The sequence below is a fragment of the Variovorax sp. E3 genome, assembly GCF_016082275.1.
GTDB lineage: Bacteria > Pseudomonadota > Gammaproteobacteria > Burkholderiales > Burkholderiaceae_C > Variovorax.
In genome coordinates, this window is sequence record NZ_MOWM01000085.1 from 18,353 (window position 1) to 30,708 (window position 12,356).

General features: G+C 68.6%; 10 protein-coding genes and 1 pseudogene. 4 read left to right on the forward strand and 7 right to left on the reverse strand.

Going from position 1 to position 12,356, the window contains the following annotated elements:
• Position 1 precedes the first annotated feature (1 nt).
• Entirely contained in the window at positions 2 to 1,492 is a 1,491-nt protein-coding gene (gatA, locus tag BMG07_RS25030; protein ID WP_198086806.1) for an Asp-tRNA(Asn)/Glu-tRNA(Gln) amidotransferase subunit GatA, read from the reverse strand.
• Entirely contained in the window at positions 1,492 to 1,791 is a 300-nt protein-coding gene (gene gatC, locus BMG07_RS25035; RefSeq protein ID WP_198086807.1) for an Asp-tRNA(Asn)/Glu-tRNA(Gln) amidotransferase subunit GatC, read from the reverse strand. The genes gatA and gatC overlap by 1 nt, the downstream gene beginning before the upstream one ends.
• A gap of 214 nt (positions 1,792 to 2,005) precedes the next feature.
• On the opposite strand from gatC, the gene BMG07_RS25040 reads away from it, so the two are divergent.
• From BMG07_RS25040 to mrdA, 4 genes are all read left to right on the forward strand, one after another.
• Positions 2,006 to 3,049, forward strand: coding sequence for a rod shape-determining protein (locus tag BMG07_RS25040; RefSeq protein ID WP_007833435.1), 1,044 nt, complete (start codon positions 2,006 to 2,008; stop codon positions 3,047 to 3,049).
• Between the two features lie 86 nt (positions 3,050 to 3,135).
• Positions 3,136 to 4,095: a rod shape-determining protein MreC gene (gene mreC, locus BMG07_RS25045; protein WP_198086808.1), complete on the forward strand. Its 960-nt coding sequence runs from the start codon at positions 3,136 to 3,138 to the stop codon at positions 4,093 to 4,095.
• Positions 4,092 to 4,613, forward strand: a complete 522-nt coding sequence (gene mreD, locus BMG07_RS25050) for a rod shape-determining protein MreD (RefSeq protein WP_198086809.1) — start codon at positions 4,092 to 4,094, stop codon at positions 4,611 to 4,613. The genes mreC and mreD overlap by 4 nt, the downstream gene beginning before the upstream one ends.
• Before the next feature lie 174 nt (positions 4,614 to 4,787).
• Positions 4,788 to 6,755 carry a penicillin-binding protein 2 gene (gene mrdA, locus BMG07_RS25055; RefSeq protein ID WP_198086810.1) on the forward strand — a complete coding sequence of 656 codons (1,968 nt, stop codon included), beginning with the start codon at positions 4,788 to 4,790 and terminating at the stop codon, positions 6,753 to 6,755.
• A 41-nt stretch (positions 6,756 to 6,796) separates the two neighbouring features.
• On the opposite strand, the gene fahA is transcribed toward mrdA, so the two are convergent.
• The 5 genes and pseudogenes from fahA to BMG07_RS25080 form a co-directional block, all read right to left on the reverse strand.
• Complete coding sequence (gene fahA, locus BMG07_RS25060) at positions 6,797 to 8,062, reverse strand: fumarylacetoacetase (protein ID WP_198086811.1); 1,266 nt, start codon at positions 8,060 to 8,062, stop codon at positions 6,797 to 6,799.
• A 25-nt stretch (positions 8,063 to 8,087) separates the two neighbouring features.
• Positions 8,088 to 9,061: pseudogene (locus BMG07_RS25065) on the reverse strand (Bug family tripartite tricarboxylate transporter substrate binding protein).
• Positions 9,058 to 10,368 (reverse strand): homogentisate 1,2-dioxygenase, encoded by a 1,311-nt coding sequence (hmgA, locus tag BMG07_RS25070; protein ID WP_198086813.1) that lies wholly within the window; start codon positions 10,366 to 10,368, stop codon positions 9,058 to 9,060. Before hmgA ends, BMG07_RS25065 begins: the two are co-directional and overlap by 4 nt.
• A gap of 57 nt (positions 10,369 to 10,425) precedes the next feature.
• A complete protein-coding gene (locus tag BMG07_RS25075; protein WP_198086814.1) occupies positions 10,426 to 10,617 on the reverse strand; it encodes a DUF2783 domain-containing protein in 192 nt (63 codons plus the stop codon).
• A 13-nt stretch (positions 10,618 to 10,630) separates the two neighbouring features.
• Positions 10,631 to 12,271, reverse strand: coding sequence for an FAD-dependent monooxygenase (locus tag BMG07_RS25080; RefSeq protein WP_198086815.1), 1,641 nt, complete (start codon positions 12,269 to 12,271; stop codon positions 10,631 to 10,633).
• Positions 12,272 to 12,356: the final 85 nt, after the last annotated feature.

A 12,356-nucleotide genomic window follows, 5' to 3' on the forward strand; every position in this document is an offset into this window, starting at 1 on the left:
TTCAGAAGCCCTCCGGCGTACGTGCGTGCCAGTCGGTGGCCTGCTGGAAGCGATGCGCCGCGTTGAGCAGCTTCGCTTCGCCGAAGTAGTTGCCGATCAGTTGCAGGCCCACGGGCATGCCGCTGTCGAAGCCCGCGGGCACGCTCATGCCCGGCAGGCCTGCCAGCGAGGCGGGCAGCGTGAAGATGTCGGCCAGGTAGTCGGCCACGGGGTCGTCGCCGTGTTCGCCGAGCTTCCATGCGGTGGTGGGCGCAGCGGGGCCGGCGATCACGTCGCACTGCCTGAAGGCCTGCTGGAAGTCGTCCGCGATCATGCGGCGCACCTTTTGCGCCTGCAGGTAGTAGGCGTCGTAGTAGCCGTGCGAGAGCACGTAGGTGCCGATCATGATGCGGCGCTTCACTTCATCGCCGAAGCCTTCGGCGCGCGTGCGTTCGTACATCTCGGCCAGGTCCTTGTACTGCTTGGCGCGGTGGCCGAACTTGACGCCGTCGAAGCGGCTCAGGTTGCTCGAGGCCTCGGCTGCGGCCAGGATGTAGTACACGGGAATCGACAGCTCGGTGCGCGGCAGCGTCACTTCGACGCGCCTGGCGCCGAGCTTCTCGTATTGCGCGAGCGCGGCGTCGATGGCCGCGCGCACGCCGGGTGCCACGCCTTCGCCGAAGAACTCCTTGGGCACGCCGATGCGCAGGCCCTCGAGTGAGTCGTTCAGCGAGCGGCTGAAGTCTTCGGCGGGCTTGTCGAGCGAGGTCGAGTCGCGGTCGAGGTCGGGGCCGCAGAAGGCCGACAGCAGCAGCGCGCAGTCTTCGGCCGAGCGGGCCATCGGGCCGGCCTGGTCGAGGCTGGACGCGAAGGCCACCATGCCGTAGCGCGAGGCGCGGCCGTAGGTGGGCTTGATGCCGGTCACGCCGCAGAAAGAGGCCGGCTGGCGGATCGAGCCGCCGGTGTCGGTGCCGGTGGCCGCGGGCGCAAGGCGCGCCGCCACGGCCGCCGCGCTGGCGCCCGACGAGCCGCCCGGAATGTGCGCGCGGTTCCAGGGGTTCTGCACCGGCACGGCCTTGTCGTGGCCCACGGCGGGCACGGCGACGTTCTCGTTGGCCGAGCCCATCGCGAACTCGTCGCAGCTCAGCTTGCCCAGCGTGACCGCGCCGGCCTCGGCCAGGCGCCTGACCACGGTCGCGTCGAACGGCGAGCGGTAGCCCGCGAGCATCTTCGAGCCGGCGGTGGTGGCGAAGTCGGTGGTGACGAAGATGTCCTTGTGCGCGATCGGCACGCCGGCCAGCGCGGGGGCGTTGCCGGCGGCGATGCGCGCGTCGGCGGCGCGGGCCTGGGCCAGCGTGACGTCCTCGTTGACGTCGACGAAGGTGCCGAGCGATTCGTGGGCCTTCATGCGGCCAAGGAATACCTGCGAGGCCTCGACGGCCGAAACCTTGCGGTCGGCCAGCGCCTTGGCCAGCGCGACCACGCTCATCTGGTGCAGTTCACCGTTGCTCATTATTCGATCACCTTGGGCACGAGGAACAGGCCGGCTTCGACGGCCGGGGCGCTCTTCTGGTTGGCTTCGCGGTTGTCAGGCTCGCTCACCACGTCGTCGCGCAGGCGCAGCGTGATGTCTTCGAGCGCGGCCACGGGATGGGCCAGCGGCTCGACGCCGGTGGTGTCCACCGAACGCATGCGTTCGACCAGGTCGAAAAAGCCGTTGATCTGGCTGAGCATGCGCTCGCTTTCGTCGGAAGCCAGCTGCAGCCTCGCCAGCGAGGCGATGCGCGCAATATCTGAAGCGGAAAGTGACATAGGGTCGAAACGCTAAAAAAGCAGGGGTAATCGCACCGCGGAGCCGGTACTAATACAGGAATCAGAGGGGATTCGGGTATTATCCCGCCTTTGCCGCAACCCCCGCGAACGCGCCGGCTTTTGCGCCAAAAACGATCAATTCACCCCGTCAAACGACCCAAAAAATAGAGCGACGACCTGCCGATGCGCAGGCCGTGCTCAGAGGATTCCGCACATGTTTGGAGCTTTCCGTCGGTACTTTTCCACCGACCTCGCGATCGACCTCGGCACCGCCAACACCCTGATATTTGCCCGCAACAAGGGCATCGTGCTGGACGAGCCCTCGGTTGTCGCCATTCGCCACGAAGGTGGCCCCCACGGCAAGAAGGTGATCCAGGCCGTCGGCCGCGAAGCCAAGGCCATGCTGGGCAAGGTGCCCGGCAACATCGAGGCGATCCGCCCGATGAAGGACGGCGTGATCGCCGACTTCGTGATCACCGAGCAGATGATCAAGCAGTTCATCAAGATGGTGCACCCGCGCACGCTGCTCACGCCGAGCCCGCGCATCATCATCTGCGTGCCCTGCGGCTCGACCCAGGTCGAGCGCCGCGCCATCAAGGACGCGGCTGAAGCCGCAGGCGCCACTTCGGTCTACCTGATCGAGGAACCCATGGCCGCGGCCATCGGCGCGGGCCTGCCCGTGAGCGAAGCCTCGGGCTCGATGGTGGTGGACATCGGCGGCGGCACCACCGAAGTGGGCGTGATCTCGCTGGGCGGCATGGTCTACAAGGGCTCGGTCCGCGTGGGCGGCGACCGCTTCGACGAAGCCATCATCAACTACATCCGCCGCAACTACGGCATGCTGATCGGCGAGCCGACGGCCGAAGTCATCAAGAAGAACATCGGCTCGGCCTTCCCGGGCTCCGAAGTCAAGGAAATGGAAGTCAAGGGCCGCAACCTTTCCGAAGGCGTGCCGCGCAGCTTCACCATCAGCAGCAACGAAGTGCTGGAAGCCCTGACCGATCCGCTCAACAACATCGTCTCGGCCGTGAAGAACGCGCTGGAGCAAACGCCGCCCGAACTGGGCGCCGACATCGCCGAGCGCGGCATGATGCTGACCGGCGGCGGCGCGCTGCTGCGCGACCTCGATCGCCTGCTGGCCGAGGAAACCGGCCTGCCTGTGCTGGTGGCCGAAGACCCGCTGACCTGCGTGGTGCGCGGCTGCGGCATTGCGCTCGAACGCATGGACCGCCTGGGCAGCATCTTCACGAGCGAGTAAGCAGGCTGCTGCATCATCGGCCGGCCTCTGCTTGCGCAGGCCGGCTTTTTGTTATTTGATTCCGCACCACCGCCGGGTCTGAATTCATGCCTCTGGGCACGCTCGATCGCACCGCGCCACCCCTGTTCAACCAGGGGCAATCGGCACTCAGCAAGCTGATCTTCTTCGGCGCGCTTGCCCTGTTCCTCATGGTGGCCGACGCACGCTTTCATATCGTGCAGCCCATCCGCGCGGGCATCGGCGCGGTGCTGTACCCCGTGCAATGGGTGGCGCTGAAGCCGGTGCAGGCCATGCTCGGCGGCGGCCGCTACCTCGAAGACCTGCAGACCGCCCAGCGCAACGAGGCCGACGCCCGCAAGGCGCTGATGATGCAGGCCGAGCGCGCCGCCCAGGCCGACACGCTGGCCCAGGACAACGCCCGCCTGCGCGAGCTGCTGGAGCTGCGCCAGGCCACGACCACGCCGGGCCGCGCGGCCGAGGTGCTGTACGACGCGGCCGACCCCTACACCCGCAAGATCGTCATCGACCAGGGCATGACCCAGGGCGTCGTGGCCGGCTCGCCGGTGATCGACGCGCGCGGCGTGCTGGGCCAGGTCACGCAGGTGCTGCCCTTCACGAGCGAGGTCACGCTGGTGATCGACCGCGACCTGGCCATTCCCGTGCAGAACACCCGCACCGGCGTGCGCAGCGTGGCCTTCGGCGACGCCTCGGCGCACGGCGGCGGCCTGGAGCTGCGCTTCATGGCCGCCAATGCCGACCTGCAGGAAGGCGACCTGCTCTCCACCAGCGGCGTCGACGGCATCTACCCCGCCGGCCTGCCGGTGGCCAAGATCGAGCGCATCGAGCGCCGCGCCGACTCGGCCTTCGCCCGCATCTATTGCATACCTTTGGCTCATGTGACGGCCGCGCGCTACGTGCTCGTGCTCGAACCCACGGGCGCCCCGACCGCGCCCCCGCCCACGCCGCCCGCCGCCACCCAGCGCAAGCGCCCGGACGGCAAGCCCGGCGCGGGCAAGAACGAAAAGAAGCAGGGAGAGCGCCGATGATCAAGCGTCCCGGCCAGCAGCAGCTGTTGCTGCCCGTCAGCCCCTTCTTCATGTGGACCAGCCTCGTGGCGGCGCTGCTCGTGAACATGGTGCCGATCGGCCGCGCGGTGTGGATGCCCGACCTGCTGGCGCTGGTGATCGTGTTCTGGGGCGTGCACCAGCCCTCGCGCGTGGGCATCGGCGCGGCCTTCGTCTTCGGCCTGTGCATGGACGTGCACCAGTCGTCGATGCTGGGCCAGCATGCGCTGTCCTACACCACGCTGGGCTTCTTCGCGATCACCATCCACCGGCGCCTGCTCTGGTACCCGGTGCTGTCGCAGGCGCTGCAGGTGCTGCCGCTGTTTGCGCTGTCGCAGCTGATCGAGGTCATCACGCGCATGATCGGCGGCGGCGTGTTCCCGGGCTGGACCGTGCTGATCTCGCCCGCCATCGAGGCCGCCCTGTGGCCCATTGCAACGGCGTTGCTGCTGGCCCCTCAGCGCCGAACGCCGGAACCCGACGAGAACCGCCCGCTATGAGCGCTCCCCCAGGCTTCGCGCACTGCGTGTCGCTTCGCCAACCCCCTCGCCGGGGGCAACACCAGCGGCCGGGCAAAGCCCGTTCCGCGGTGTTCCGCGATGGATCGCCGGCGCTCTTCGCGGCACGGGGCGGCATTTGCCATTGACTGTGCACGCGCCTAAGCTCGCACCGCCATGACCGAAATCCGCAACGTCGCCGCCGACCTCGCGCGCTTCAAGCGCCGCGTGATCGTCATCGGCCTGGCGGTGCTGTTCGCCTTCGGGCTGCTGTGCGCGCGGCTGGTGTACCTGCAGGTCACGCGACACGAAGACCTGGCCGAGCAGGCCGAGAGCAACCGCACGGCCGTGGTGCCGGTGGTGCCCAACCGGGGCCTGATCCTGGACCGCAGCGGCATCGTGCTGGCCTCCAACTATTCGGCCTACACGCTGGAGATCACGCCCTCGAAGGTGGGCGACGTCGAGGAAACCATCGACAGCCTGACGCAGGTGCTCGAGATTTCGCCGCGCGACCGCCGCCGCTTCAAGCGCCTGCGCGAAGACTCGCGCAGCTTCGACTCCATTCCGATCCGCACCCGCCTGAGCGACGAGGAAGTCGCGCGCTTCGCGGCGCAGCGCTACCGCTTTCCGGGCGTGGAAATCAAGGCGCGGCTGTTCCGCAACTACCCGCAGGGCGAGCTGGCCTCGCACGTGCTGGGCTACATCGGCCGCATCAACCAGCGCGAGAAGACCGCGATGGAAGACTGGGACGAAGACGAGCAGGCCAACTACAAGGGCACCGACTACATCGGCAAGCTCGGCATCGAGCAGAGCTACGAAAAAACGCTGCACGGCCAGACCGGTGTCGAGCAGATGGAAACCTCGGCCGGCGGCCGTGCCGTGCGCCGCCTGGCGAGCCACCCGGCCACGCCCGGCAACACCGTGATGCTGTCGCTGGACATCAAGCTGCAGAAGCTGGTCGAGGACATGTTCGGCGAGCGCCGCGGCGCGGTGGTGGCCATCGACCCGAAGACCGGCGAGATCCTGGCCTTCGTGAGCAAGCCCACCTTCGACCCCAACCTGTTCGTCGAAGGCATCGACAACGAGAGCTGGGCGGCGCTGACCGAATCGATCGACAAGCCGCTGCTGAACCGCGCGCTGCGCGGCACCTACCCGCCCGGCTCCACGTACAAGCCCTTCATGGCGCTGGCGGCGCTGCAAACCGGCAAGCGCAGCCCCAGCGTGGTGGTGAACGACCCCGGCTACTTCAACTTCGGCGGCCACCGCTTCGGCAGCCCCGAAGGCAACCTGGGCGGCGTCGACATGCGCCGCGCGATCCAGCTGTCGAGCAACATCTATTTCTATTCGCTGGCCAACGAGATGGGCGTGGACCTGATCCACGACTCGATGAAGCCGCTGGGCTTCGGCCAGATCACCGGCATCGACCTGGGCGGCGAAGTGCGCGGCGTGCTGCCGAGCACCGAGTGGAAGCGCAACGCCTACAAGCGCCCCGAGGCCAAGAAGTGGTACGCGGGCGAAACGATTTCGCTGGGCATCGGGCAGGGCTACAACAGCTTCACGATGCTGCAACTGGCGCAGGCCACGGCCATCGTGGCCGACGGCGGCCTCAAGCACAAGCCGCACCTCGTGCTGGCCACGCGCAACACGGTGAGCGGGCAGGTGGTGCCGCTGCCGCAGCCGCCGGCGGAAAACCTGGGCTACACCGCGTCGGCCATCTCGGTGATCCGCGAGGGCCTGACCAGCGTGGTCACCAGCGGCACGGCGCGCGGCGTGTTCGCGGGCGCGCTCTACCAGGCGGCCGGCAAGACCGGCACGGCGCAGGCCGTGACGCAGGCGCAGAACACCAAGTACAACGCCCGCGCGCTCGAAGAGCACCAGCGGGACCACGCGCTGTTCATGGGCTTCGCGCCGGTGAACGACCCGAAGATCGCCATCGCGGTGATCGTGGAGAACGCGGGCTGGGGCGCGGGCGCCGCGGCGCCCATCGCGCGCCGCGTGTTCGACTACTGGCTCGCCGACCAGTACCCGAGCGAGGCCGACATGGCGGCCATCAAGATCGGCAAGGCGACCGCGCCGATCGGCAAGCCGCGCGTGGCAAGCGAAGTGGCGTGGCCCGCGGCGGCGACGCCTGCGACCGCTCCCTGACCTGTATTGTTCCCTCTCCCTCCGGGAGAGGGAACAAGGCATCAGACCACCGTGCCGCTGACTTCGCCCAGGCCGATGCGCACCGCACCGATGCGCTCGCAATACCCGCGCATCACCAGCGTGTCCCCATCTTCCAGGAACGTGCGCTTCTCGCCGTTCGGCAGCGTGATCGGCTGCTTGCCGCCCAGCGTCAGTTCCATCAGCGAGCCGGCTTCATCGGGCTTCGGCCCCGACAGCGTGCCCGAACCCAGCAGGTCGCCCGGTTGCAGGTTGCAGCCGTTCACCGTGTGGTGCGTGATGAGCTGCGCGGCGGTCCAGTAGGCGGCTTCGGTCGTGTTGCCGCGCGTCAGGCGCACGGGCGCAACGCCCTCGGCACGCATCTTCGCGGTCTGCAGCAGCACTTCGAGCGTGATGTCGAGCGCGCCGCTTTCGCGGTTGGCGGGCGAGTCGAGGTAGGGCAGCGGCTGCGGGTCTTCGGCGGGCCGCTCGAACTTCGCGCGGAACGGCGCCAGCGCTTCGGTCGTCACGATCCACGGCGACAGCGTGCTCGCGAAATTCTTCGCCAGGAACGGGCCGAGCGGCTGGTATTCCCAGGCCTGCAGGTCGCGCGCCGACCAGTCGTTGAGCAGCGTCACGCCGAACAGGTGGTCTTCGGCCTCGCCGATGGCGATGGGCTCGCCCAGCGCGTTGCCCTGGCCCACCAGGAAGCCCAGCTCCAGTTCGTAGTCCAGGCGCCTGGACGGGCCGAAGCTCGGCGTCGCGGCATCGGGCGCCTTGGTCTGGCCCTGCGGGCGCTTGAAGACCTGGCCGCTCACGCCGATCGACGAGGCACGGCCGTGGTAACCGATCGGCACCCACTTGTAGTTGGGCATCAGCGGCTGGTCGGGGCGGAACAGCTTGCCGATGGTCGTGGCGTGATGGATGCCGGTGTAGAAGTCGGTGTAGTCGCCGATGCGGCAAGGCACGGTCATCTCGGCCTTGCTCTGCGCGAGCAGCGCCCTCGACCACGCCGCCTGCTTGTCGCTGCCTTCGGCCAGGCCGGCCGAGAGGGCGGCGCGCAGGGCCTGGCGCTCCTTCACGCTGGCGTTCATCAGCACGTTCATGTCGTCGGTGTCGACGAGGCCCGTGGCGCGCAGGTCCAGCACCTGGTCGCCGATGGCGACGCCGATGCGGAACGTGTCGCTGCTGCCCGCGGCGCGGAAGCGGCCGAAGGGCAGGTTCTGGATCGGGAAGTCGTTGCCGGCTTCGTTGGCCGAGGCGACCCAGCTGCGCAGCTTCGGGTCATGGGTGGCGTTGAGTGCGGTCATGATGAATGTCTTTCTGTGAATCGGTTCAGTCGGCCGTCATGCCGGCTTTTTGGCGACGTCGCCCAGGCGCTTGTATTCGGTCTCGGACAGCGTGGTCAGCTCCTGCGGCGTCGAGCCGCGCGGCGAGAAGCCGGCCTGCGCCAGCTTGGCCTTCACGTCGGGCATCGCGAGCGCTTCCACGAACGCTTCGTTCAGCGCCTTGACGATCGGCGCCGGCAGCTTGGCCGGGCCATACACGCCGAACCACGGCTCCAGCGCGTAGCCCTTGAGGCCGGCCTCGGCCATCGTCGGCACGTCGGGCAGCGAGGGCGAGCGCGCGGGCCCCGCCACCGCCAGCGCGCGCAGCTTGCCGGCCTGGATGTGCGGCAGCGACGCCGGCAGGTTGTCGAACATCGCGCCGATGTTGTTGCCCAGCATGTCGGTGATGGCTGGGCCGCTGCCCTTGTAGGCCACGTGCACGAGGTCGGTGCCCGTCATCTGCGCGAACATCACGCCGGCCAGGTTCATCGAGGTGCCGGCGCCGGCGGTGGCGTAGGGCAGGCCGGGGTTCTTCTTCGCGGCGGCGATCAGGTCGGCCACCGACTTCACCGGCGAGGCCGCCGGCACTTCGAGCACGATGGTCGAGGTGCCCAGCAGGCTGATGGCCGTGAAGTCCTTGCGCGGGTCGAAGGCCATCGACTTGTAGATGTGCGGGTTCAGCGCGTTGGTCGAGATGGCGCCGAAGCCGATGGTGTAGCCGTCGGGCGCGGCCTTGGCCACCACGTCCATGCCGATGTTGCCGCCCGCGCCGCCGCGGTTGTCGATCAGCACCGGCTGGCCCAGCTTCTCCGAGACCTTCTGGCCCACCGTGCGCGCCACCAGGTCGGTGGTGCCGCCGGGGGTGTAGGGCACCACGAACTTGATGGGCCTGGACGGGTAGTCGGCCGCGTGCGCGAGGAAAGGCGCAGCCAGCAGCGCGACGGCTGCCGCGCGGCGGGTGAGGGTGAAAACAGTCTTCATGCTTTGAATTGATCTTTCAGGCCGGCCCAGCAGTCCGCGTAGTCCGTGTCGAGTGCCGCGCTCTTCAGCGCGAAGTTGGTGGGAATGAATCGGTAGCGGCTCTCGAACATGAAGGCCAGCGTGTTGTCCAGCTTGTGCGGCTTGAGGTCGGCGTGCGTGGCCTTGTCGAAGGCTTCCTCGTCGGGGCCGTGCGGCACCATGCAGTTGTGCAGGCTCGCGCCGCCGGGCTTGAAGCCGCCCGGCTTGGCGTCGTACTCGCCCAGCACCAGGCCCATGAACTCGCTCATGAGGTTGCGGTGGAACCATGGCGGGCGGAAGGTGTTCTCCATGACCATCCAGCGCGGCGGGAAGATCACGAAGTCGCAGTTGGCGGTGCCGGGCGTGTCGCTGGGCGAAGTCAGCACGGTGAAGATCGACGGATCGGGGTGGTCGAAGCTGATCGAGCCGATCACCATGAAGTGCGCCGTGTCGTACTTCACCGGCGACAGGTTGCCGTGCCACGCGACCACGTTGAAGGGCGTCTGCTTCATCGGCGCCTGCCAGAAGCGGCCGCCGAATTTCTTGACGATGTCGTAGGCGCCTTCTTCCGCCTCGAAGGCCGCCACGGGCGCCTGGAAGTCGCGTGCGTTGGCCAGGCCGTTCGAGCCGATGGGGCCGAGCTCGGGCAGGCGGAAATGCGCGCCGTAGTTCTCGCACACGTAGCCGCGCGACAGGCCGTCGGGCAGCGCCACCTTGAAGGCCATGCCGCGCGGCAGCACCGCGATCTCGCCGGGCTTCACGTCGAGCACGCCGAGTTCGGTGGTGATGACGAGGCGGCCTTGCTGCGGTACCAGCAGCATTTCGCCGTCGGCGTTGACGAAGGCGCGGCGCTCCATCGAGCGGCCCGCCAGGTACATCAGCGAGCCGATGCCGACCTGCGACTCGGCATCGCCGTTGGCCGCGACGGTGTGCATGCCGTCGATGAAGTCCTTGTCGGCCGCGCCGTCCAGCGGCTGCGGGTGCCAGCGCAGCGGCTCGGGCGGCAGCGCGATCTCGCGGTCGGCGCCGGTGGTCCAGTGCGGCTGCGCATACGGCTGGTAGCGGCCCGACACCACCGAAGGCTGGCGGCGGTAGAGCCAGGTGCGGCGGTTCTCGTGGCGCGGCGCGGTGAAGGCGGTGCCGGAGATCAGCTCGGTGTACAGGTCGAAGGGGCCGCGCTGCGGGTTGTTGCGGCCTTGGGGCAGCGCGCCGGCGACGGCCTCGCTGGCGTACTCGTTGCCGAAGCCGCTCTGGTAGCGCCGTTCGGCGGGCGGGGTTGCTTGGGTCATGTGCTTTCTCTTTCGAAAAAATCGCGATGAGGTTGGAATGCGTCGGCGCGGTGCGCCTCAGCCGGCGCGCGCCGCGTCGAAGGCTTCGCGCAGCACGGCCAGCGCGCCGATGTGGTTGGCCAGCACGAGCACGAGGCGCGCGTTGAAGGCGTGGCTCTCTTCGGTCGAGAGGCCCTGGTGCGCCTCGATGAGCGCTTCGTAGAAATCGTCGGGGGCTTCGAGATGGGGCGTGGTGATCAGCTGTGTCATGGCGTTCCGTTCCTCAGGCCTTGGCCAGTGCGCGATTCAAGGCCGCGCGAATGTGCTGCGCCGTGGGCTGCCGCCAGCGCGCGCACACGTGCTGGTCGGGCCGCAGCAGGTAGACGGTGCCGGGTTGCGCGTCGTAGCGCCGGGCGGCGAGTTCGGCGTCGGCGGTGGCGCCTTCGACGCGCACCACGTGCAGCGCAAAGTCGCAGTCCTTCAGCGCCTGCAGGCTGCGCTCGGCGGCTTCGCCCTGGCCGAACACCAGCGCGGTGAACTGCGCGACATGGCACTCGCGCAGCAGCCAGCCGGCGGTGCCGTCGGCGCGCACCACGGGTGCGTCGGCCGCCGCCGCGCCCGGCACCATCGCGCCCGCGAAGGCGTCGGCATCGGCCGTGTTCAACGGCGAATCGCGCAGCACCGTGGCCACCGACAGCCGGCCGCTGTTGACCAGCGTGCGCGCGAAGGCGTGGCGCTTGGTCAGTTCCAGCACCGCGTCGCGGAACAGCCGGCTCACCTCGCTCTTGGGCGTGATGAAGTCGGTCGCGCGCGTGGAGTTGCGGATGTTCTCGTCGGCCGCGAACTCGCGCTCGCTGGCGTAGCTGTCGAGCAGCGCGTCGGGCGCCTGGCCCTGCACCACGGCGGCGAGCTTCCAGGCGAGGTTGTCCGCGTCCTGCACGCCCGAGTTGGCGCCGCGCGCGCCGAACGGCGACACGCCGTGCGCCGAGTCGCCCGCGAACAGCACGCGGCCGTGGCGAAAGCGCTCCATGCGCTGGCAGGCGAAGGTGTAGACGCTGGCCCAGCCGATCTGGAACTGCACGCCCTCGAAGCCGATGCTGTCGAGCAATGCGCGCACGCGCGGCATGATGTTCTCGGGCTTGCGCTCTTCGGCCGGGTCGGCGTCCCAGCCGAGCTGGAAGTCGACGCGCCACATGCCGTCGGCCTGCTTGTGCAGCAGCACGCTCTGGCCGGGGTGGAACGAGGGGTCGAACCAGAAGCGGCGCTCGGTGGGCAGCTGCGCGTCCATCGTGATGTCGGCGATCAGGAAGCGGTCGCGGAACACGCGGCCCTTGGCTTCCTGGCCGAGCAGCTGGCGCAGGTTGGAGCGCGAGCCGTCGCAAGCGGCGACGTAGCCGGCCTGCAGTTGGTAGTTGCCTTCGGGCGTTTCCACGGTGAGCACCGCGCCGTCTTCACCGCGTTGCTCGATGCCCGTGACCTTGCTGTTCCAGCGCAGGTCGATCAGCGGCAGCGTGGCCGCGCGCTCGACGAGGTAGCCCTCGACGTAGTACTGCTGCAGGTTGATGAAGGCCGGGCGCTCGTGGCCGGGCTCGGGCAGCAGGTCGAAGCGAAAGACCTGCTCGTCGTGGAAGAACACCTTGCCCACGTTCCACGACACGCCCTTGTCGACCATGCGGTCGCCGCAGCCCAGGCGGTCGAACACTTCGAGCGTGCGCTTGGCGAAGCAGATGGCGCGCGAGCCGCTGGACAGGGTGTTGTCGTTGTCCAGCAGCACCACGGGCACCTGCCGCAGCGCGAGGTCGATGGCCAGCGTGAGGCCCACGGGGCCCGCGCCGACGATCACGACGGGGTGGTGCGCCGGCGCCGCCGCGTCCTGGTCGGCGTGGCGCTTGTAGCCGAAGCGCAGGCTTTGATAGTCGATCACGTACTTGTCTCCGTGTCTTGTCTTTGTTGTCTTGCTCCTTCCCCTTCCGGGGGAAGGTCGGGATGGGGGCAAGCGGCCTTCACTT

Excerpts from the sequence above, each read along its gene's own strand:
- gatA (WP_198086806.1), bottom strand. The coding sequence starts at position 1,492 with ATGAGCAACGGTGAACTGCACCAGATGAGCGTGGTCGCGCTGGCCAAG.
- gatC (WP_198086807.1), bottom strand. The coding sequence starts at position 1,791 with ATGTCACTTTCCGCTTCAGATATTGCGCGCATCGCCTCGCTGGCGAGG.
- BMG07_RS25040 (WP_007833435.1), top strand. The coding sequence starts at position 2,006 with ATGTTTGGAGCTTTCCGTCGGTACTTTTCCACCGACCTCGCGATCGAC.
- mreC (WP_198086808.1), top strand. The coding sequence starts at position 3,136 with ATGCCTCTGGGCACGCTCGATCGCACCGCGCCACCCCTGTTCAACCAG.
- mreD (WP_198086809.1), top strand. The coding sequence starts at position 4,092 with ATGATCAAGCGTCCCGGCCAGCAGCAGCTGTTGCTGCCCGTCAGCCCC.
- mrdA (WP_198086810.1), top strand. The coding sequence starts at position 4,788 with ATGACCGAAATCCGCAACGTCGCCGCCGACCTCGCGCGCTTCAAGCGC.
- fahA (WP_198086811.1), bottom strand. The coding sequence starts at position 8,062 with ATGACCGCACTCAACGCCACCCATGACCCGAAGCTGCGCAGCTGGGTC.
- hmgA (WP_198086813.1), bottom strand. The coding sequence starts at position 10,368 with ATGACCCAAGCAACCCCGCCCGCCGAACGGCGCTACCAGAGCGGCTTC.
- BMG07_RS25075 (WP_198086814.1), bottom strand. The coding sequence starts at position 10,617 with ATGACACAGCTGATCACCACGCCCCATCTCGAAGCCCCCGACGATTTC.